Source organism: Sanguibacter sp. Z41_6 (assembly GCF_059621145.1).
This window is the reverse complement of sequence record NZ_JCAQIF010000002.1, coordinates 408,512-429,499: the sequence shown is the minus strand read 5'-3', so window position 1 is coordinate 429,499 and position 20,988 is coordinate 408,512. Positions and strand designations below refer to the sequence as shown.

Here is a 20,988-nt window from a genome sequence, read left to right as displayed (position 1 = left end):
GTCAGTTCTCCTTGTCGGACGTCATGCCGGGGGCGGTGCCAGCGGGGTCGGCGGACAGGCCGGCCGCGGTGCGCGCACCCGAGCTCATGAGGTCGAGGAATCGGTCGAAGAGGTACGCGGCGTCGTGGGGACCCGCGGCGGCCTCGGGGTGGTACTGCACGGAGAACGCGGGGATGTCGAGGCACTCGAGGCCCTCGACGACGTTGTCGTTGAGGCCGACGTGCGAGACGACGACCCGCCCGTAGCGGCCTCCGTCGTGCGGCGCGGTCGCCTCCTCGCCGATGGGCGCGTCGACGGCGAAGCCGTGGTTGTGCGAGGTGATCTCGACGCGTCGCGTCGCGAGGTCCATGACGGGCTGGTTGATGCCCCGGTGGCCGTACGCGAGCTTGTAGGTGCCGAACCCGAGGGCACGCCCGAGGATCTGGTTCCCGAAGCAGATGCCGAAGTACGGCAGGCGGCGGTCGAGGACGGCGCGCAGCAGCTCGACCTCGTGGGTCGCGGCGCCGGGGTCGCCGGGCCCGTTGGAGAAGAACACGCCGTCAGGTGCGAGCGCCTCGATGTCCTCGATCGTCGACGACGCGGGGACGACGTGCACGCGCACGCCGCGCTCGGCGAGGCGCTGGGGAGTCATCGTCTTGATGCCGAGGTCCACGGCCACGACCGTGCTCACCGGGTCCGTTCCCTCGAAGGGTCCGCAGGGCTCGATGACGTAGGCCTCGGGGGTGCTCACCTCGTTCGCGAGGTCGGCGCCGGACATCGACGGCGTCGCGCGCACATCGGCGACGAGGTCCTCGATGGACCGCGGGTACCCGTTCGCCAGCAGGTCAGCACCGGAGAAGATCGCGGCGCGCATGACGCCGCGGTCGCGCAGGTGACGGGTGAGGGCGCGGGTGTCGATGTCGCTGATGCCGACGACGCCCTGGGCGACGAGCTCGTCGTCGAGCGACCGCTCCGAGCGCCAGTTGGACGCGCGACGGGCGGGGTCGCGGACGACGTAGCCGCTGACCCAGATCTTCAGGGACTCGTGGTCCTCGTCGTTCACACCGGTGTTGCCGATGTGCGGGGCCGTCATCACGACGATCTGGCGGTGGTAGGACGGGTCCGTGAGGGTCTCCTGGTACCCGGTCATGCCGGTGTTGAAGACGATCTCCCCGCGCGTCGTCCCGACGGCGCCGTACGAGCGTCCGGCGAAGGTCCGGCCGTCCTCGAGGACGAGGAGCGCGGAGTCGGTCACCTCGCCGGTCGGCTTGGTCGCGTGCAGTTGCGTGGTCACTCGGACTCCTCGGGGTCGTTCTGCGAGTCGGGGATGTGTGTGCCGGCGGGTGTGCCGGAGGACTGGTGTGAGGTGAGGGACCCGACGGCGGCGACGAGCACCGCACGGTCGGCCCGTGCGACCCTGAGGCCGGTGTCGAGGAGCGTCGTCGAGCCGTCCGGCGCCGGTGTCGCCCAGCTGAGGACGACGAGACCGTCCTTGCCGACGTACTTGCCCGCCATGCCGGGGCTCAGGGTCACGCCGCGCACGGCAGCGACGGGCACGAACACGTCGGCCGCTCCCCCACGCTCGATGAGCACGCCGGCGTCGAACACCTGCACGACGGCGGAGGACCGGACACCCAGGTCCGAGGCGACGACCCGGGCGAGCCAGTCGCCCGACGTCGTGCTGGAGACGTACGTGGCCGCGATGGGCTCCGTGCGGGGCGCGCCGAGCGACGTCGCGGGCGGGACGGACGGCAGCTCGCCGACGAGGGACGCGGAGCGCCGTCCGCGGCGTCGCCAGCCGAGCCACATGAGGACGAGCATCGCTGCGCCGACACCGAGCATGATCGCGACAGCGACCGGCAGGGGAAGGTTCACGCCATACCGCCGGACTGCTCGACGGGCACGCCGTCGAGCACGGTCGCACGGCCACGCAGGAAGGTCGCGACGACCTGCCCGGGGAGCTCCCGACCGCCGAACGGCGAGTTGGCCGAGGCGGTGGCCTGCTCGGCGGGCACGACGACCCGCCGCGCTGCCGGGTCGACGAGCACGACGTTCGCGGGCTCACCGACGGCGAGCGGGCGCCCCTGGGGACGGTCCCCCTCGGTGATGCGGCCGATGCGTGCCGGCGCGGCGGACAGCACGCGGGCGACGTCGGCCCACGTCATCCGGCCCGTGTCGACCATCGTCTGCTGCACGATGCTCAGCGCCGTCTCGAGCCCGGTCATGCCGAAGGCCGCCGAGGCCCACTCGCAGTCCTTGTCCTCGCGCGTGTGCGGGGCGTGGTCCGTCGCGACGATGTCGATCGTCCCGTCCGCGAGGCCCTCCCGGACCGCCTCGACGTCAGCCTGTGTGCGCAGCGGCGGGTTGACCTTGTACAGCGGGTCGTAGTCCCGGGCGAGCTCGTCGGTGAGGATGAGGTGGTGCGGGGTGACCTCGGCCGTCACGTCGACCCCACGGGCCTTGGCCCACCGGATGAGGTCGACGGAGCCTGCCGTGGACAGGTGGCACACGTGCAGGCGCGAGCCGACGTGCTGGGCGAGCAGGACGTCGCGCGCGATGATCGCCTCCTCGGCGACCGCGGGCCAGCCCTGCAGGCCGATCTCGGCCGAGACGACGCCCTCGTTCATCTGCGCGCCCTCGGTGAGGCGCGGTTCCTGTGCGTGCTGGGCGATGACGCCGTCGAACGCCTTGACGTACTCGAGGGCACGGCGCATGAGGATGGGGTCCGACACGCACTTGCCGTCGTCCGAGAAGACGCGGACCTGCGCGGCGGACGACGCCATCGCGCCGAGCTCGGCGAGGTGCGTGCCCTCGAGGCCGACGCTCACCGCGCCGACCGGGTGGACGTCGACCCAGCCGGCCTCGGCGCCGATGCGCCACACCTGCTCCACGACACCGGCGGTGTCCTGGACCGGGGTCGTGTTCGCCATGGCGTGGACGGCGGTGAACCCGCCGACGGCTGCGGCCCGCGTCCCGGAGCGGATCGTCTCGGCGTCCTCGCGCCCGGGCTCACGCAGGTGGGTGTGGAGGTCGACCAGGCCGGGCAGCGCCACGAGTCCCGCGGCGTCGATGACCCGCGTGCCGTCGGGGACGGGGTCGTCCGACCACAACGTGCCTGCGGGGGCGATCTCCTCGATCACTCCCCCGGCGAGCAGCATGTCCACCGCGTCACCACCGAGCGGGTGCACGCCCCGCAGGAGGTACCGGTCCGTCGTCGTGCTGGGAATCATCACTGCCCTGCCCTCTCCTGCGAAACCTCGGTCGAGACGTCTCCTGCGAGCAGGAGGTAGAGCACCGCCATGCGCACCGCGACACCGTTGGCCACCTGCTCGACGATCACCGCGCGGGGCGAGTCGGCGGCCTCGGCGGAGATCTCCAGCCCACGGTTCATCGGGCCGGGGTGCATGACGATGGAGTGGTCCGGCAGCAGCCCGAGCCGGCGTGCGTCGAGCCCGTAGTTGCGCGTGTACTCCAGCGGCCCGGGGAAGAAGCCCCCGCCCGCGCTGCTCATCCTCTCGCGCTGGACCCGCAGCATCATCACCGCGTCCGGCTGCTGGTCGGCGAGCACCTCGTCGAGGTGGAACGACACGTCGCACGGCCACCGCTCGACGCCCACGGGAACGAGCGTGGGTGGGGCGACGAGCGTGACGTGCGCCCCGAGGGTGTGCAGCAGGTGGACGTTCGAGCGGGCGACCCGTGAGTGCAGCACGTCACCGACGATGGCGACGCGGACGCCCGCCAGGTCTGTGCCGATGACGGAGCCCGGGTCCGTGACGCCACCGGAGGCGTCGACGTGGCGTCGGATCGTGTACGCGTCGAGCAGCGCCTGCGTGGGGTGCTGGTGCATGCCGTCCCCGGCGTTGATCACCGCGGAGTCGACCCAGCCGGCGTGGGCCAGCATGTGCGGGGCACCGGACGCCTGGTGGCGGATGACGACGGCGTCGGCGCCCATCGCCTGGAGGGTCAGCGCGGTGTCCTTGAGCGACTCCCCCTTCGAGACGCTCGAGCCCTTCGCGGAGAAGTTGATGACGTCCGCCGAGAGCCGCTTCGCGGCCGTCTCGAAGGAGATGCGCGTGCGGGTGGAGTCCTCGAAGAAGAGGTTGACGACGGTCCGGCCGCGCAGGGTCGGGAGCTTCTTGATCTCCCGCGACTGCGTCGCCGACATCTGCGCCGCGGTGTCGAGGATACGGATCGCGTCCGCGCGCGAGAGGTCCCGCGTGGTGAGCAGGTGCTTCACGCCGCGCCTCCCGCCGGGTGGCTGATGAGGACGGCGTCGTGCCCGTCGGTCTCCTCGAGGAGGACACGCACCCGCTCCGTGAGCGACGTCGGGAGGTTCTTCCCGACGTAGTCGGGGCGGATCGGCAGCTCCCGGTGACCGCGGTCGACGAGGGCGGCCAGCTGGACGGCCCGCGGTCGGCCGACGTCGCTGATCGCGTCGAGCGCTGCACGGATCGTCCGGCCCGAGAAGAGCACGTCGTCGACGAGGACGACGACCTTGTCGTCGATCCCGCCGTCGGGCAGGTCGGTCGAGCCGATCGCGCGCGGCGGCTGGCGGTGGAGGTCGTCGCGGTACATCGTCACGTCGAGCGTGCCGACGAGTGAGGAGGCGTCGAGACCGGGCTCGACCTCCGCGATCCGCTGCGCGAGACGCTCCGCGAGCGGGGCGCCACGGGTGGGGATCCCGAGGAGGACGACGTCGGCGCCGCCCTTGTTCTTCTCGAGGATCTCGTGCGCGATGCGGGTGAGCGCACGGGCGATCTCGGTGGCACCGAGCACCTCGGTGGTCGAGGTGCTCATGGTGGCAGGGGCGGACGCGTCGTTCGCGTCGTGCCCGGAGGGCGTGACAGGGCCAGACGTCATCTGGCGACCTCCTTCTCCGCCTCACGGGACGGCTCTTAAAGGATGTCTTGCAGGATGCTTCACCCTACCGTCCTCACGGGCTTCGCCCGGCCAGGCGTCCGCAGGGCGGACCGCGACGGATCACTCCGGGTCGTTCTTGAGCACCCGCTCACGCACCACGCGGCGCAGCACCTTGCCGATCTGGGAGCGGGGCAGCTCCCGGACGATGACGAGCTGACGCGGCAGCGCGTACCGCGCCAGGCGCGTCTCGCACCAGGCGCGTACCGCAGCGAGGTCCACGGGGTTGGCGTCGGAGGCGAGCACGAGCGCCGCGACGACCTTCTCCCCCAGGTCCCCACCCGGGACACCGACGACGGCCACGTCGTCGACGCCCGGCATCTGTCGCAGCCACTCCTCGACCTGCGACGGGAAGACCTTGAACCCGCCGGTGATGATCATCTCCTTGATACGGTCCACCACCTCGACGAACCCGTCCTCGTCGACGACGACGACGTCACCGGTCCGCACCCACGTACGCCCGTCAGCCTCGACGAGGGACTCGGCGCTCTCCTCCGGGCGGGCCCAGTACCCGGCGAAGACCTGCGGTCCGCTGATGAGCAGCTCACCGCGCTCGCCCACCCCGACAGGCCGGGTCGGATCGTCCTGGTCGACCACCCGGATGTAGGTCGACGGGAAGGGCAGGCCGAGCATCCCCGGACGACGTGCCGGGGACAGCGGGTTCCCGAGAGCCACGGGCGACGTCTCGGTCATCCCGTACCCCTCGATGGCCAGGCCCCCGGTGACCTCCTCCCACGCCGCGGCGGTTGCCGCCGGCAGCGCCATGGCACCGCAGATCGCGTAGGCGAACGACGTGAGGTCCGCGTCCGCCGCCCGGGCCGCCGTCGTGAGCCGGTCGAGCATCGGCGGCACCGCGGGCAGGAACGTGCCAGGGATGCGCCGCTGCGCGGCCAGCACCGCCACCGGGTCGAACTTCGGGAACAGCACGAGCGTCGCCGCGATGCGGATCGCGTACGACAGGCACAGGGTCAACCCGAAGGCATGGAAGAACGGCAGGACGCCGTACACGACGTCGTGCGGCGCACCCGCGGCGGCGCGACGCTCCGCACCCGTCCACTCCGCCCCCTGGACCGCGTTGGCCACCAGGTTGCGGTGGGTGAGCATCGCCCCCTTGGGCGTGCCCGTCGTGCCACCCGTGTACTGCAGCAGGGCCAGGTCGGACCCCGCCGGGCGCGGGTGGTTCGCCGGCAACGGCCTGGCTGCCCGCACGAGCGTGCGCCACCGGGGCACGCTCCGGGGGACATCGGCACGCATCGATGCCCGCAGCTCCCGCGCTCGCCCGACGGGCAGGGACAGTGCCGCCCGCTTGAGTGCCGGCAGATCGCGCGACAGGTCGACCGCCACCACCGTGCGCACCGCCGTGGCGGACTGCACCTCGAGGACGCGCAACGCCGTGGGCTCCCAGCAGATCGCCACGACAGCCCCCGAGTCGGCGAGCTGGTGCTCGAGCTCCGCGGCAGAGTACGTGGGGTTGTGCTCCACCACGACCGCTCCGATCCGCAGCACGGCATAGAACGCGACGACGTGCGCGGCACAGTTCGGCAGTGCCACAGCCACCCTGTCCCCCGGGCCGACCCCGAGCCCGAGCAACGCCGACGCAGCCCTGGACACCTGGGCGGCGAGGTCCCGGTAGGTCGTGTGCCTGCCCATGAAGTCGAGCGCGACACGCTCCGGATGATCCCGAGCGGCACGGTCCAACGCATCGGTGAGGGGCTCGTCCGGCACCGTGACATCAGGCGCCACATCAGGTGCGTACGAGGACAACCAAGGGCGGTCGGCAGACGGCGTCATCACCCTGCCAGGCTAACCTACGCACCCGTAACTTTTGCTCACGCAGCCTCACCGGCCCAGTGTGCTCAAGTTTTTCCGTTCACTACCGATACTTGATCCATGCATGACACCACCACCGTCTGGATCGTCATGGCGCAGTGCGTCGCGGCCGGACTCGCAGCAGGACTGTGCGTCCTGCACACGGTGTGGCGCAACGACGAACGACAGCGACCGTCCGTGCACTGGACGCTCCTGTGGTCGATCAACCTCGCCGCCGTGTTCCTTCTCGACGCGCTCGCGGGTGCGACGCCCGCCGGACCCGTGCACCGGACGCTGGCGATCCTCGCCACCGCGGCCGTCGCGGGAGCGCTGCTCCTCGCGCTCCCGGTGGCGCGCTCCTTCGCCGAGGGGCCGAGCTACCGCTGGCACCTCATCATCGCGAGCGTCCTGTTCTCGGCGCACATCTTCCTCCTCACCGTGGGGATCGTCGGCACCCGCAGCGAGTCCCGCGAACCTGGCCTGCAGACGGTGCTCGACATCGGCACGTTCCTCCTGCCCGCCGCGATCGTCGGCAGCTACCTCGTCATGACGATCCTGCGGTCCCCGCGGCGTCACACGCGCAAGGCTCTCCTCGGGGCCAGCGCCCTGGCCGTCGCGCTGCTCACGGCGTCCTACCTCGTCCCCGTCCCCGCCGTCCGGGCGGCGCTGATGAGCACGTGGCTCATCCCCCTCATCGTCGCCCTCGAGATCCTCGCGCTGCGCCGCATCCGCGGCAGCCAGCACAGCGCCGAGCTGCAGAGCGTCATGCGCGACGCCCAGGGCAGGATCAGCAACCTCGCCTGGTACGTCAAGGACCCGCAGTCGTTGCTGCGCCGCGCCGAGGACGAGGCACGGTGCGTCCTCGGCGACACGTCCATCCGCGGCACCATCCGCCCGTTGTCCCGCGGCCGCTTCGTCACCGAGCTCGCGCCCGCCGACCGTGTCGTGACCGACGCTGACGAGCGCAGGTTCCTGCTGTCCATCGCCAACATCGTGTCGTCCGCCGCCGAGCGGCACGCGCTCGCGGACCGCCTGAGCAAGGCGGCCTTCACCGACACGCTCACCGGCCTCGCCAACCGCGCCGCGCTCGAGGAACACCTCATGAACGCCCTCGAGCGTGCCAACGTCGAGCGCACCCGGGTGGCGCTGTACTACGCAGACCTCGACGGGTTCAAGCGCGCCAACGACCAGTACGGCCACGCATGGGGCGACCACCTGCTCGTGCTCGCCGCGACCCACCTGCGCAAGATCGCGGGTGACGATGGTTTTGTCGCCCGCCTGGGAGGCGACGAGTTCGTCGTCGTCATGGAACGGGTCGGGCGGGACGACGAGCAGCTGGCGCTCGGTATGAGGTTCCGTGGCGAGTTCGAGTCGGCCACCACCACGCGCTCGATCCCGCGCATCAGCGTCGGTGTGACGACGTGGGAGCCCGGCGCGCAGGTCGACCCGGACGCGCTGCTGCGCTTCTCCGACACGGCGATGCTCGAGGCCAAGCGCAGCAAGCGTGGCGTCGTGGTCTTCGACCACAAGCTCGAGTCCCGCGTCGCCGCCGAGGCACGCTTGCGCCGCGAGATCGACGAGGCCGTGAACAAGGGCCAGTTCTGCGTGCACTTCCAGCCCATCGTCGACACGACGACGCTCCAGGTCCGTGGCCTGGAGGCCCTGGCACGCTGGGAGGACAACGGCCGGCTGCGCGAGCCGAAGGACTGGATCGTCTACGCCGAGGACTCCGGTCTCATCGTGACGATCGGCAACATGACCTTCCGCCGTGCCTTCGCCGCGACCGAGCGGTTCGACCTGCCGATCGCGGTGAACATCAGCGCACGCCAGCTGGCGGAGCCGAGCTTCCTCGACGATCTCTCCGACGCGTGGGGCGAGCGTGACTGGCGCCTGCTCACCATCGAGATCACCGAGAGCGCACTCCTCCACGACTCGTTGCAGTCGGCGAGCATCCTGTCCCAGCTGCGCACCAAGGGTGCCAAGATCGCGATCGACGACTTCGGCACGGGGTACAACTCGCTCGCGCGGTTGTCCTCGCTGCCGGTCGACATCCTCAAGATCGACCAGTCGTTCGTCCGCGACATCGCGACGCCCACCGGCCTCGCGGTGCTGCAGGCGATCGTCGCGCTCGCCCGGGCGCACGGCCTCGAGATCGTGGCCGAGGGTGTCGAGCGGGTGCACGAGCTCGAGGCCCTCGTCGCGCTCGGCGTCACGCAGGCGCAGGGCAACATGCTCGGCCGTCCCGCCGAGGCCGTGCCGAGCACCGTCCAGGCGACGACGGGGTTCTTCGTGCGCTGAGTCCAGCCGCGCACGGGCGAACGACACGAGGCTCCGACCCTTGCAGGTCGGAGCCTCGTGTCGTTCGCCGGGCGCAGTGCCCGTCTCCTGCTGTGTCCGGCTGTGGGCCTCAGCCGCGGATCGTCGGCTTGAGCTCGAGGATGCGGCCGAGAAGACCGTTGACGAACGCCGGCGAGTCGTCGGTCGACAGGGACCGGGAGAGCTCGACGGCCTCGTCGATGGCGACGGCGTCAGGGACGTCGTCGTTGAAGAGGATCTCCCACGACCCTATCCGCAGGAGCGCGCGGTCGACGGCGGGCATGCGGTCGAGCGTCCACCCGTGCGAGTAGGTCTCGAGCAGCTCGTCGATGCGGTCCTGGTTGTCCAGGACGCCTTCGACGATGTCGACCGAGTACTGCGGGAGCGACGACTCCGTCCCCGGCTCGATGACGCGGTCGGCGAGGAGGACGGCGGGGTCGAGCTGACGCTGCTCGGCTTCGAACAGGACGTCGAGCGCGCGCTTGCGCGCCTTGGTACGGGCTCCCACGTCAGTCGTTCACTCGGCCCAGGTAGCTCGAGTCGCGGGTGTCGACCTTGACCTTCGTGCCCTGCTCGAGGAACAGCGGCACCTGGATCTCGTGGCCTGTCTCGAGGGTGGCGGGCTTGGTGCCACCGGTCGAGCGGTCACCCTGGAGGCCCGGCTCGGTGTACGTGATCTCGAGGACGACCGACGGCGGGAGCTCGACGTAGAGGACGGTGCCCTCGTTCGTCGCGACCTGCGCGGTCTGGTTCTCGAGGAGGAAGTTCTTCGCGTCCCCGACCGTGGTCTCGGGGATGTAGATCTGGTCGTACGTGGAGGAGTCCATGAACACGTAGTCCGTGCCGTCCTTGTACAGGTACTGCATGTCGCTCTTGTCGACGCTCGCGGTCTCGATCTTCAGGCCGGCGTTGAACGTCTTGTCGACCGTCTTGCCGGACGTGACGTGCTTCATCTTCGTGCGGACGAACGCGCCACCCTTGCCGGGCTTGACGTGCTGGAACTCGATGACGGTCCACAGCTGGCCGTCGAGCTTGAGCACTGTGCCGTTCTTGATGTCGTTGGTGGTAGCCACGTTCGATCTTCCTGTCGGTGTTGACTGTCACGTTCACATTCGACTGCGGCCGGGGTCAGGCCGGGCACGAGGGGTCCCGGTGAGGGGCTGGCGCGCGTGGGCCGCAGGAGAGCGGAGGCCAGTCTAGCCTGCGGTGATCGCCCAGCGTCCCAGGAGGCCGAGCCCGCCCGCCCAGAGCATCGAGGCGAGGGTGCCGATGACGAACCGTTCGGACGCCTCGGGGTTGTCCCGCAGCTCCGGGTAGCGCCCCAGGCCCTTGACGGCCACGAGGATCGCGACGCCGGTCGGGTAGTTGACGAGGATGAGTGCCGTGATGGCGAGGCGCTCGAGGATGCCGATCCACGTCCCACCACGCAGCGCAGCGCGGGCGCGCAGGCTGTTGGGCCCTGCGTCGGCGGCCTGCTCGGGCGCACCGCCCGGCGCCTGCCCGGCCGTGACCTGCGCGGTCGGCTCGTCCGTGGCGGTCCGTGCGGCAAGGGTGAGGACCCCGCGCGTGACGTACCAGCCGCCGACGACGCTGACCGCCAGCACACCGATCACGATGGCGAAGATCGCCCCTGCACCCACTGGTCCGCCTCTCGTAGCAGCCGGGCCGCGAGGGGCCGGGCTGCCAGCTCTTCTGCCCACAGCGCGGAGCGCACCCGTTGGCTCACTGCCTGTTCGCTGATGCCGAGGATACGGGCCACGTCCTTCTGCGTCCTGCCGGGGCCGGGGTGCGCGGGTGTGCCGGTCGTCACGTCGGGGCGCAGGAGGTCGACGACCTCCCACCCCTGCGTGGTGCGTCGCTCGACGACGGCGCCCAGCAGGCGCAGCAGCGCCTCGACGTCGGCGGCGGTGGGGCTGTCGCTCTCGACCGCGACCGGCACCGCGGTGCTGCGGCCCTTGGCCCGGTCGACGGCCGCACGGGCGTGGATGAACGCCTGCCCCGAGGCTGCCCGGCTCGTCTCCGGGAGGGGTGTGGTGACGGCTCCGATCCCCAGGCCGGCGCGCCAGCCGCCGAGCCGGACGACCTCGAGGACGACGGTGAGGGTCGAGGCGGCGTCGTCGAGGACGGCCTGGACCTCGTCCCCGACCGTCCGCTCGAACGGGAAGCGGACGCCTGGGAGGGCGTTGAGGACCGGCGCGAGGCGGGCGAGGAGCTCGGGCACCTTGTCACCGCGGGAGGTGCTGCGTTGTTGGTCGACGGTGAGAACGAACATCGATCCAGGCTACAGGCTTGATTGCGGTCAATCAAGGCCTAGGGCTTGATTGGCTGTGAGGCGCGTCAGGGCGTGACGGTCCCGTCCGCCAACGCCGAGAGCGCCAGGCGGTACGAGTCGAACCCGAAGCCGGCGATCGTCCCGGTCGCCACAGCGCCGACGACGGACGTGTGGCGGAACTCCTCGCGCGCGTAGGGGTTGGAGATGTGCACCTCGACGAGCCGCAGGCCACCCTTGGTCACCTGCGCGGCGGCGTCCCGCAGGGCGTAGGAGTAGTGCGTGAAGGCGGCAGGGTTGAGCACGACGTCCGACCGGGTGTCGACGGCCTCGTGGAGCCAGTGCACGAGCTCAGCCTCGTCGTCGGTCTGACGCACCTCGACGTCGATGCCGAGCTCGCTCCCCCACCGCTCGCCCGCAGCGACGAGGTCCGCGAAGGACAGGGCGCCGTACACGTCCGGCTCCCGCACGCCGAGCCTGCCGAGGTTGGGTCCGTTGAGGATGAATGCACGCGTCATGGTGCTGGAGCCTAGTACGGCGGGGCCACGGCCCGCGCCGGGACCCCGACTACTCGATGAGCCCGAAGGAGCGGCGCTTCGCGGCCTCGGCGTTCTTGTCCACGGCGTCCACGGCGTGGAGAGCGCGCCCGGAGACGTACGCGACACGGAACAGGAACATTCCGACGCAGGCTGCGACGAGCGCGAGGACACCCAGGATGACGCTCCACACGGAGAACCAGGTGACGACCGCACCGACGAAGCACACGACCTCGACGGCGAACACCACGGGGACGACGCGCCGTGACCGGGCGGTCGCCTCACGCACCGTCGCGAGCTGCGCCTCGGTGACGGTGTCTGCCGCCGGCTGTCCGTAGGCCGGGTGGTGGGCCGGCTCGCCGTAGGCGGGGTGGAAGGACTTCTCGGCGCTCATGGGTGTCCTCTCAGAGGGAGACAGCACGGCTCGACGGCGCGTCGGCGCTGATCTCGGCGTACGCGGCGGCGAGGAGCGTCGGGTCGGGACCTTCGAGGCGCGACGGCTTCGCGATGTCGTCGAGGACGACGAACCGCAGGAGGTCCCCGCGGGACTTCTTGTCGCGTCGCATGACGGCGAGCAGCTGCTCCCAGCGGTCCCCACGGTAGGTCAGCGGCAGTCCGACGGAGCCAAGGATGGACCGGTGCCGGTCGACGACCTCGTCGCTGAGCCGCCCGGCGAGACGGGCGAGCTCGGCCGCGAAGACCATGCCGACCGACACGGCAGCGCCGTGGCGCCAGGCGTACCGCTCGACCTGCTCGATCGCGTGGGCGAGGGTGTGCCCGTAGTTGAGGATCTCGCGCAGCGACGCTTCCTTGAGGTCTTCGCTGACGACGCGAGCCTTGACGGCGACCGAGCGCTCCACGAGCTCCCGGACGACGTCCCGGAGGTGGTCGTCGGCGGTGGGCCATGCCTGGAGGGCGGCGGCGTTGGCCTCGACGAGGTCGAGGATGACGGGGTCCGCGATGAACCCCGTCTTGATGATCTCGGCGAGCCCGGCGACGAAGTCCCACTTCGGCAGGGTCTCGAGCGCGACGAGGTCGCAGAGCACGCCGGCGGGGCTGTGGAACGCACCGACGAGGTTCTTGCCCTCGGCGGTGTTGATGCCGGTCTTGCCGCCGACGGCCGCGTCGACCATCGCGAGGAGCGTGGTGGGGATGTGCACGACCTTGATGCCGCGCAGCCACGTGGCGGCGACGAACCCTGCGGCGTCGGTGGTGGCTCCCCCGCCGATGGAGACGATGGCGTCGCTGCGGGTGAAGTCGGAGGTGCCGAGGATCTGCCAGCAGAACGCGATGACGTCGATGGACTTGGCGCCCTCGGCGTCGGGGATGGTCGCCATGAGGGCCTCGTACCCCTGCGCGACGAGGTCCTCGCGGACGGCCTCCGCAGAGGCTTCGAGGGCTTCGGTGTGGATGACGAGGACCTTGCGGACGCCGTCGCCCAGCAGGCGGGGCAGGGCACCGAGGAGCTGACGGCCGATGACCACGTCGTAGGTGCGCTCGGCGGTGACGGTGACGACGGAGTGCGGCGGGGTGGTGGCGTCGGTGTCGGTCACGACTGGTCCTCGGGGTCGGAGGGGGCGGCAGGCGGTGTCTGGAGGGCGGCGACGATCTCGCGCGCGACCTGGCCGGTGCTCTTGCCGTCGGTGTGCACGTGGAGGGTGGCGATCCGCTCGTAGACGGGTCGGCGGGCGGTCATGAGCGACTGCCACTTGGCGCGGGGGTTGCCGAGGAGCAGCGGGCGGGCCTGGTTGAAGCCGACACGCGGCGCGACCTGAGCGAGGCTGACGTCGAGGAACACGATGGTTCCGCCAGCGGCAGCGTAGGCGGCGAGGGCGTCTTCGGTGTGGGGGTCGAGGATCGCTCCCCCACCGAGCGCGAGGACGCCGTCGTGGACGGCGAGCGCTGTGGTGACGGCTTCGCGCTCCAGGGCGCGGAAGTGGGGTTCCCCGTCGTCGACGAAGATGTCGGAGATGCTCTTGCCGGCGGTGGCCTCGATGTCGGCGTCTGTGTCACGCCAGCGGACGTGAAGGCGCTCCGCCAGGGAGCGTCCGGTCGTGGTCTTCCCGGAGCCGGGTGGTCCGATGAGGACGACGCGGGGTCCCGTCGGGGTGGTCATGTCAGCGTAGGAGCTCGGGGATGGACGCGAGGTAGGCGTCGGCGTTGCGGCGCACCTCGGCGACAGAGTCTCCGCCGAACTTCTCGAGGACGACGTCCACGAGCGTGAGGGCCACCATGGCCTCCGCGACGACCGCAGCGGGCGGAACGGCGCAGACGTCGGACCGCTGGTGCTGGGCCTTGGCGACCTCACCGGTGGAGACGTCGACGGTCGCGAGCGCGTGCGGGACGGTGGAGATGGGCTTCATCGCGGCACGGACGCGGACGATCTCGCCGTTGGTCATGCCCCCCTCGATGCCGCCAGCGCGGTTGCTCAGGCGGCGGATACGGCCGTTGGCGTCGCGCTCGATCTCGTCGTGCGCCTGCGACCCGCGGCGCGCAGCGGTGCGGAAGCCGTCGCCGACCTCGACGCCCTTGATGGCCTGGATACCCATGAGCGCAGCCGCGAGCTTCGCGTCGAGGCGCCGGTCGCCGTGCACGTAGCTGCCGAGCCCGGAGGGCACGTTGTACGCGAGGACCTCGACCACTCCCCCGAGCGTGTCGCCGTCCTTGTGGCACTGGTCGATCTCCTCGACCATCGCTGCTGACGTCGCCGGGTCGAAGCAGCGGACCGGGTCGGCGTCGAGCAGGTGGACGTCGTCGGGGGTGGGGACGGCCGCGTCCTCGGGAGCGAAGACGGGACCGATGCTCGTCACGTGGGACACGAGTCGGATGCCGACCGCCTGCTCGAGGAACTTCGCAGCGACCGTGCCCAGCGCCACGCGGGTCGCCGTCTCCCGGGCAGAGGCCCTCTCGAGGACGGGGCGGGCGTCGTCGAAGCCGTACTTGCGCATGCCGACGAGGTCCGCGTGCCCGGGACGGGGCCGAGTGAGGGGCGCGTTGCGCGCACGGTTGAGGAGCTCGGGGTCCACGGGGTCGGACGCCATGACGTCGACCCACTTGGGCCACTCTGTGTTGCCGATCTCGATGGCCAGCGGACCGCCCTGGCTCACACCGTGCCGCAGGCCGGCGAGGATACGCACCTCGTCCTGCTCGAACTTCATCCGCGCACCACGCCCGTAGCCGAGCCGGCGGCGGGCCAGCGCCGCCTGGATGTCCGAGGTCAGCACCTCCACACCTGCGGGAACACCCTCGATGATCCCCACCAGAGCAGGGCCGTGCGACTCACCAGACGTCAACCAACGAAGCATGGCTGCATCCTCCCACGGCGTACAGACGCGAACGCCGGGCGCCCGTAGAACGGACGCCCGGCGGTCGAGACATTGCTGACGCGATCGCGTAGCACCTACCGCGCCGGCAGGAGCGGATTCTTGCCTGGGCCTGGAACCGGGAGCTCCGTCGGGGCAGGAGACTCTTCGGCTACAGAAAGCCCGCGCTCGTCGAGCAGAACATACATCTGACCAGTGAGGACGAGAGACAGATCGCCGTCGGCGGTCGCGGGCGCTCCACCGGATGCCTCAGCTGCCTTCAGTGCATTCCCCTCGAGGCTCGTGAGAAGAACGAGTCGCGGATTCACCGTCTGCAACTCTGTGACGAAGGCTAGGACATTCTCGTACGCCCCGACCACGTCGATCGTTACGGGAACTTCGTGAAGACCGGGCAACGAGATGGCGGGCTCGGGAGGTACTGCGCTATCGGCCGCACCTTCCGCTGCGGGGTCAGCACTGGCTGCGCCTTCCTCGTCTACGGCCGGAGCCGCAAACTCGACCGGGATCGAGCTGCTCGTCGTCAGGGACAGCACCGTCACCCCATGGGCGACTGCGATGGTCGCGATGTCGCGCTGGAACTGACTGTGATCAAGGCTCGCGGGGATGTTCGCACGTAATGCCGCGAGTTCCGCCTTGTACGTGTCGATCTGCTCGAAGTCCGCTTTGAGAGTCGCGATCCGTCGGGCTTCGGACGCGTTCTGATCGTCCTGGGTCTCAGCTGTCTCCCTCGTGTCGCTTGCATTCGCGAACACCGGAGCGATGAGGAGGAACCACGCGGCCAAGAGGATCGTCAGGGCGAGCACCACCGTCCCCGTGATCCACGTGCGTGCTTTCGTCGACTGCATGGTCACTCCTCAATCTCAACGAAGCGGTTGGCGAGCGCCGACTCGTCGACCTCGATCGTGGATGTCATCGAGTAGTAGGGCACTCCCTCTTCCTCGCTCAACGTCGTGCTCTGCAGCGTCGGATCAGTAAATCCTGGGATGGAGTCGAGTCCGTCGAGCCACGCGGACCCGTCGGGCAACGTCGCCGATCGTGCGGTGAACGAGATCGATGCGATGCGGGGCCCGTTCAGCGGGTCACCCGCGACACCCAGGTCCTGCGTGGGCGAGGCCTGCGAGATCGCGAAGGACTCGATGCTCGTCCCGGGTGGAAGAACCGCAGCGATCGCGGCGATGTGCGGCGCCCAGGCCACTTCAGTCGACATACCGAGCAGACGAGCCCGCTCCACGTCGTTGATCGCGCCCAGCACCACAGGCACCTCGGCATACTTGACCTTCTCCGCGGCCAGGTCCGCGGATGTCTTCTGGGCCTTCGCGAGGTGCGCGTCCGCTTCCCGTTCTGTCAGCACGGCGAAGGCGTAGCCGAGACCTGCCAGCAGAACGGTGAGAACCAGAGACACTCCGAGCCAACGCTTCGTCCGCGAGAGGCCCCGCCCGGCGCGCACCTCCGGGGGGAGGAGGTCGACCTGCGGAAGTCGGGGGGCACCGAGGGGGGCGGACTTCGGGGACTTCTGACGTCCGGACTTCTCGAGTAGTGCGGTCATGCTGCAACTCCGTATGCGAGGCCGATAGGAAGCGCCATCCGGGACTCGAGCCCGGCGAACCGTTCTCGACCTCCGATCCCCTTCGAGACCGTGAGGGCGCCGAGCGGGTCTCCAAGGGTGACGCTGAGTCGGCTCGCACTGGCAAGGAACTGGCCGAGCCCGGGCAGGTGAGCACCGCCGCCCGTGAGGGCAACGACGTCGATCGGCGAGCCCGATCGCGAGCCGGCGTAGTAGGTGAAGGTGTTGCGTACTGCTTCCACGAGGTTCTGTGAGACGTGCGCCAGAGCTTCCGCGCCGTCCGCGTACTCGGGTCGAGATGTCATCCCGACGCCGATCTCTCGCTTGATGTTCTCCGCATCGTTGTTCGACACGCCGAGCCCCCGCGCAACTGCGTCGGTCGCATCCTGGCCGCCAGCCGGGAGCGCGCGTACGAAGCGCGGGACACCGTTGGCGACGATGACGACGTTCGTGATCCGCGCGCCGATGTCGACAAGTGCCACCGTCTTGCCGCCCAATGCACCCTGCGTCATACCCCGCAGGAGTGCGAAGGCGTTGAGGTCCACCATGACCGGTGAGAGGCCAGCAGCCTCGACCGCGAGGACGTTGGCAGCCACGGTGTCCCGCGCAGCCGCAACGAGCAACCCTTCGAGCACCCGTCCGTTGTCGCCCTCGAAGTCGTCGGTCGGGTAGAAGTCGAGGAGAGCCTCGTCCGTCGACATCGGGAGGAGGTCCTGGACCTGGAAGGGCAGGGACGCACGGAGCTGCGCCATGGGCATCCACGGGAGCGTGAGCTCACGAACCGCGACTCGCTGGTTGCCCACTCCGAGCACCACGTCTTTGGAGCTGAACTTGGCCCGGCTCCACAGCTCCTTGAGCGCGGCAGCAACGGCAGGCTGGTCAGCAACCTCGCCATCCCGGATCGCACCGAGCGGGAGCGGCACCTCGTCGTAGTTCGTCAGGGTCGCGGCGGAGCCGCCTGACCCGAAATCGACCTCGGCGGCACGAACAGCCGTCGTCCCCAGGTCGAGTCCGATCACTCGATGCTTCGCCACACTGGTCCCCTCTCGGCGCGAGATCTTCTCACTCTGTGCCGTATCGGCACCGAGAGACGGAGGATTAACGTCTCGTGGGGTGCTTTTGCGCGACGTTCACGACATGAGACCGAGGTACGCGCCCCAGAGGTGCTCACCACAACCGATCCCGACGACGGCACCGAGGATCATCCAGGGGCCGAAAGGAATGCCACTCTTCCGGTCCGCACGGCGAGTGGCCAACAGCAGCACCGAGAACACTCCGCCGAGGAGGAACGCGCCGAAGGCTCCGACGACGAACGCTCCCCAGCCCACCCATGCCAAGGCGAGACCGAGGATCCCCGCGAGCTTCACATCACCGAAGCCCATGCCCCCGGGGTAGGCCACCATTGCCACGAAGTAGAAGACGTAGAGGATCACTCCTCCGGTGAGCGCGCGGATCATCGCTTCCCAGTCGCCGTCGATCCAGCTGGCGAGCGCGAGGAGCGCCGGGAGGATGGCGTAGGCGGGCATCACGATGGCGTTGGGCAGTCGCTTGACGTCGATGTCGATGATGAACAGGGTGACGCTGACGGCCCCTAGGTAGAGAAACGCGGGAACTGCACCCGACAGCCCGAACCGCACGAGGACCAGCGCGAACACCGTTCCTGTCGTGACCTCGACCAGAGGGTAGCGCGCCGCGATCGGTGCCTTGCAGTCGCGACACCGGCCCCGCAGAGCGAGCCACGAGACGACCGGGACGTTGTCGCGCCCGCGCACTCGGTGGCCGCACGCCGGGCATGCACTCGGAGGTCGCACCACTGACTCGCCCCGGGGAACGCGCCAGATGACAACGTTGAGGAACGAGCCGATCACGAGACCGAGGACAACGACGCATGCGAGCGCTGCCCATGCGAGCGAGCCGTCGTCGATGAAAAGGTTCAGTTGTCCAGCTCCCGGTAACTATCGACGGTCGCGTCCTGCTCGATCGCAGGTGCGTTCCACTTCTGGTCAGGAGCGCTCGAGCACTCCGCAACGACCATGGTCGACCAGTTCGGCAGGTCGTTCTGCAGCGGCTCGCCCTTTGGACCGATAGCGAGGCATCGTCCATAGGAGTCCTCGAAGCGCCAGCTGGTCTGCTTGTCGCCGGTGTCCGCGCTACGGAACCAGGTGACGTCGGCCCCCGTGCATGCCGTGGTGAACGTGATGTACGCCGGTCCGGCGCCGGGCGCGGGGTTCGGCGGGGCGGTCTTCATGCACTGCGCGTTCGTTGAGCTGTCGCCCACCTTCACGGTGATCCGCTGTCCGTCTGTCCTTCCGACGAGCCCGCAGGTACCGTCCGCTCTCACCTCGCACGGCTCCGTGTAGTACCACCTGTGGTTCCACTCGATCGTGTCACCACCTACCAGCGCAGGATTCTGCTTGCATGGGTAGACAATCATGAACTTGTAATCGATCTTTGCAGTGGTCACGTCGGCGCACCGCCCGAACTCGGCGTAGTTCACGATCTGGTTGGTGGCCTTCGACGCAGCAGCAGCGCCCACTTTGGGACTGGGGGCGAAGGACGACCAGGTCGCGTTGTTTCCGCAGGCGCCAACCATGAGCTTGCGTCCGTTCGTGACGCTTGTGCCACTGGCGCCGGTGCCCAGGCAGAACTCCCAGTAGGGATTGCTTGTCCTCGTCGGGTGCTTGGTGCTGTCATTGGCTTCGTTCTGGACCTTGAACAGAGCCCCACCATGCCAGCTGTACAGCTGGCTAGAGCCGAGGGGCGTCGTCGTCGATCGCGGCTGGCACACCTGGAGCGTGGCGTTCACCTTCTTTCCCTGTCCATCGGGACGGCCACTGATGCACAGAGGTGTGGCCGTCAGGTCGGAGACGGACAAGTGGATCTTGTAGTCATCCTTCCAGCTCCACTGCTGACGTTCGTCGTTGCTGACGCAGTTCTTGGCATCGACGTAGGAGATCTCCGACCCAGCCTGCATCGTGTCCGCTTGGAGACAGAAGCCGTTGCCGAACGCGAAGATCGGACCACCCTGGATGTTCTGGTTCATCGTCTGGAACGTGTAGACCGACTCGAGGACCCGGTCGCCTGAGTCCGCGGCCCTGCCCGGAACAGTCGCGTCCGTTCCCCGTGATGAGATCACTGCGTAAGCAGGGACGGGTCGGTTGATCCGCTCACAGAACTTCGTGATCGCGTTCGCGGCTCGCCACGTCGCGTTCTTGGCGCGTGGGTCGTCCAAGAAGTACGTGACCGTCGCCGTGTACGCGTACTCGGCGGAATCGGCACTGACGGTGCCTGTAACCGTGCACGGCAGTTTTTTCGGGTCGCCGAGCACATCTCCGGAGATCTTGTGCTTGCTCGTCGCCGACCGAATCTGGCTCAGTGCCGCGTCGATACCCGCCTCGGCTGCGACGACGGTCCGGCTGTACTTCGCTCCGAAGAGCGTCGGCTTCACCTGGGAGACCATGACCCCGAGCATGAGAACGCTCAGCGATCCGATGACCATGATCAGCATGATTGCCGTGAGCAGTGCCATGCCGCTCTCGTCGGAGCTGCTGTCCTTGCGACCCCACCCGTCTCGACGACTTCTCATGAACGTCCAACTCCCTGGCATACGGGCGTGTCGCTACGACGATCGCCGTCCTTGTCTGTACGTGTGGCCGTCTGGTCCGTGGTGTTCCGGGCGACGAACAGTGCGTCCAGCTCAGCGCCCTTCCGAGCGTCGGGCCCTGCCGGCCCGGGGCCCACGTCGAGCACGACTCGCAGCTGTTGCTTCAACGTCACCGACATCTGGAAGGGACGCCTGTCAGGATCGCTGAGATCGTTCCGGACGTTCGTCGCCTCGGTGATCCACGGCTTCGGGCTCGGTACGAGGGCATCAACCCACGTCCGTCGCTGCAGAACTCCATTGGCGCCACCCGTGCCGGGCACGTAGCGCCACTGGGTGCACTGCGGCTGCTTGCCTCCGTCAACGGCGGTGATCAGGTACTCGACGTAGAAGGAACCAGCGCTCGCTCCCGTCCCATACCAGGGAAGGTTGATGGCGGACGCGTACCGGACGTCCCGGTCGAACCTCTGGAAGGCGCTCCGCACCTCGGTGCCGGCATCCGACACCGACTGCGCCCGCGCCGTGTCCTTCGTCATGACCACGACGCCCGCCATGAAGACAGCGATGATCACCGTGAAGATGCCCATCGCCACGATGAGCTCTACGAGCGTCATTCCCTGGTCCGAGTTTCGTGCGGACGGCCGCTCCTTGCCTCCGTGCTCCTCTGTCATGGT

Annotated in this window: 22 protein-coding genes; 1 reads left to right on the top strand and 21 read right to left on the bottom strand. The window is 69.3% G+C overall.

Going from position 1 to position 20,988, the window contains the following annotated elements; all coding sequences use genetic code 11:
* Position 1: 1 nt before the first annotated feature.
* The 6 genes from carA to AC54T1_RS06920 all read right to left on the bottom strand — a co-directional run bounded on the left by carA (position 2) and on the right by AC54T1_RS06920 (position 6,687).
* The gene (gene carA / locus AC54T1_RS06945; protein WP_484344526.1) at positions 2–1,273 is read right to left on the bottom strand and encodes a glutamine-hydrolyzing carbamoyl-phosphate synthase small subunit; all 1,272 of its coding nucleotides are present in this window, start codon (positions 1,271–1,273) and stop codon (positions 2–4) included.
* Positions 1,270–1,854, bottom strand: coding sequence for a PH-like domain-containing protein (locus AC54T1_RS06940; RefSeq protein ID WP_496911490.1), 585 nt, complete (start codon positions 1,852–1,854; stop codon positions 1,270–1,272). The genes carA and AC54T1_RS06940 overlap by 4 nt, the downstream gene beginning before the upstream one ends.
* Positions 1,851–3,209, bottom strand: a complete 1,359-nt coding sequence (locus AC54T1_RS06935) for a dihydroorotase (protein ID WP_496911566.1) — start codon at positions 3,207–3,209, stop codon at positions 1,851–1,853. The genes AC54T1_RS06940 and AC54T1_RS06935 overlap by 4 nt, the downstream gene beginning before the upstream one ends.
* A complete protein-coding gene (locus AC54T1_RS06930; protein WP_496911489.1) occupies positions 3,209–4,216 on the bottom strand; it encodes an aspartate carbamoyltransferase catalytic subunit in 1,008 nt (335 codons plus the stop codon). Before AC54T1_RS06930 ends, AC54T1_RS06935 begins: the two co-directional genes overlap by 1 nt.
* Entirely contained in the window at positions 4,213–4,839 is a 627-nt protein-coding gene (gene pyrR, locus AC54T1_RS06925) for a bifunctional pyr operon transcriptional regulator/uracil phosphoribosyltransferase PyrR (protein ID WP_484344529.1), read from the bottom strand. Before pyrR ends, AC54T1_RS06930 begins: the two co-directional genes overlap by 4 nt.
* A 120-nt stretch (positions 4,840–4,959) precedes the next feature.
* Complete coding sequence (locus tag AC54T1_RS06920) at positions 4,960–6,687, bottom strand: AMP-binding protein (RefSeq protein WP_484344908.1); 1,728 nt, start codon at positions 6,685–6,687, stop codon at positions 4,960–4,962.
* 99 nt (positions 6,688–6,786) lie between these two features.
* Between AC54T1_RS06920 and AC54T1_RS06915 the strand changes: the two genes are divergently transcribed.
* Positions 6,787–9,003: a putative bifunctional diguanylate cyclase/phosphodiesterase gene (locus AC54T1_RS06915; RefSeq protein ID WP_496911488.1), complete on the top strand. Its 2,217-nt coding sequence runs from the start codon at positions 6,787–6,789 to the stop codon at positions 9,001–9,003.
* Positions 9,004–9,112: 109 nt separating this feature from the next.
* On the opposite strand, the gene nusB is transcribed toward AC54T1_RS06915, so the two are convergent.
* The 15 genes from nusB to AC54T1_RS06840 all read right to left on the bottom strand — a co-directional run bounded on the left by nusB (position 9,113) and on the right by AC54T1_RS06840 (position 20,985).
* Positions 9,113–9,529 (bottom strand): transcription antitermination factor NusB, encoded by a 417-nt coding sequence (gene nusB / locus AC54T1_RS06910; RefSeq protein WP_484344531.1) that lies wholly within the window; start codon positions 9,527–9,529, stop codon positions 9,113–9,115.
* Position 9,530: 1 nt separating this feature from the next.
* The gene (efp, locus tag AC54T1_RS06905) at positions 9,531–10,094 is read right to left on the bottom strand and encodes an elongation factor P (protein WP_484344532.1); all 564 of its coding nucleotides are present in this window, start codon (positions 10,092–10,094) and stop codon (positions 9,531–9,533) included.
* Positions 10,095–10,217: 123 nt separating this feature from the next.
* Positions 10,218–10,634 carry a hypothetical protein gene (locus AC54T1_RS06900; RefSeq protein ID WP_496911487.1) on the bottom strand — a complete coding sequence of 139 codons (417 nt, stop codon included), beginning with the start codon at positions 10,632–10,634 and terminating at the stop codon, positions 10,218–10,220.
* Positions 10,631–11,293, bottom strand: coding sequence for a sigma factor-like helix-turn-helix DNA-binding protein (locus AC54T1_RS06895; RefSeq protein ID WP_496911486.1), 663 nt, complete (start codon positions 11,291–11,293; stop codon positions 10,631–10,633). The genes AC54T1_RS06900 and AC54T1_RS06895 overlap by 4 nt, the downstream gene beginning before the upstream one ends.
* Positions 11,294–11,358: 65 nt before the next feature.
* Complete coding sequence (locus AC54T1_RS06890) at positions 11,359–11,808, bottom strand: type II 3-dehydroquinate dehydratase (protein ID WP_496911485.1); 450 nt, start codon at positions 11,806–11,808, stop codon at positions 11,359–11,361.
* 49 nt (positions 11,809–11,857) lie between these two features.
* A complete protein-coding gene (locus AC54T1_RS06885) occupies positions 11,858–12,220 on the bottom strand; it encodes a hypothetical protein (protein WP_484344536.1) in 363 nt (120 codons plus the stop codon).
* Between the two features lie 10 nt (positions 12,221–12,230).
* On the bottom strand, positions 12,231–13,379 hold the full coding sequence (aroB, locus tag AC54T1_RS06880; protein ID WP_496911484.1) for a 3-dehydroquinate synthase: 1,149 nt from the start codon (positions 13,377–13,379) through the stop codon (positions 12,231–12,233).
* Entirely contained in the window at positions 13,376–13,942 is a 567-nt protein-coding gene (locus AC54T1_RS06875; RefSeq protein ID WP_496911483.1) for a shikimate kinase, read from the bottom strand. Before AC54T1_RS06875 ends, aroB begins: the two co-directional genes overlap by 4 nt.
* A gap of 1 nt (position 13,943) precedes the next feature.
* Complete coding sequence (gene aroC / locus AC54T1_RS06870; protein ID WP_496911482.1) at positions 13,944–15,131, bottom strand: chorismate synthase; 1,188 nt, start codon at positions 15,129–15,131, stop codon at positions 13,944–13,946.
* A 95-nt stretch (positions 15,132–15,226) separates the two neighbouring features.
* Positions 15,227–15,994, bottom strand: a complete 768-nt coding sequence (locus AC54T1_RS06865) for a hypothetical protein (protein WP_496911481.1) — start codon at positions 15,992–15,994, stop codon at positions 15,227–15,229.
* A gap of 2 nt (positions 15,995–15,996) precedes the next feature.
* Complete coding sequence (locus tag AC54T1_RS06860; RefSeq protein ID WP_496911480.1) at positions 15,997–16,695, bottom strand: PilN domain-containing protein; 699 nt, start codon at positions 16,693–16,695, stop codon at positions 15,997–15,999.
* Positions 16,692–17,732 carry a type IV pilus assembly protein PilM gene (gene pilM, locus AC54T1_RS06855; protein WP_496911479.1) on the bottom strand — a complete coding sequence of 347 codons (1,041 nt, stop codon included), beginning with the start codon at positions 17,730–17,732 and terminating at the stop codon, positions 16,692–16,694. The genes AC54T1_RS06860 and pilM overlap by 4 nt, the downstream gene beginning before the upstream one ends.
* A 111-nt stretch (positions 17,733–17,843) precedes the next feature.
* Positions 17,844–18,581, bottom strand: coding sequence for a prepilin peptidase (locus AC54T1_RS06850; protein ID WP_496911478.1), 738 nt, complete (start codon positions 18,579–18,581; stop codon positions 17,844–17,846).
* A gap of 65 nt (positions 18,582–18,646) precedes the next feature.
* On the bottom strand, positions 18,647–20,242 hold the full coding sequence (locus tag AC54T1_RS06845) for a hypothetical protein (protein ID WP_496911477.1): 1,596 nt from the start codon (positions 20,240–20,242) through the stop codon (positions 18,647–18,649).
* Between the two features lie 53 nt (positions 20,243–20,295).
* On the bottom strand, positions 20,296–20,985 hold the full coding sequence (locus AC54T1_RS06840) for a PulJ/GspJ family protein (protein ID WP_496911565.1): 690 nt from the start codon (positions 20,983–20,985) through the stop codon (positions 20,296–20,298).
* Between the last annotated feature and the right edge of the window lie 3 nt (positions 20,986–20,988).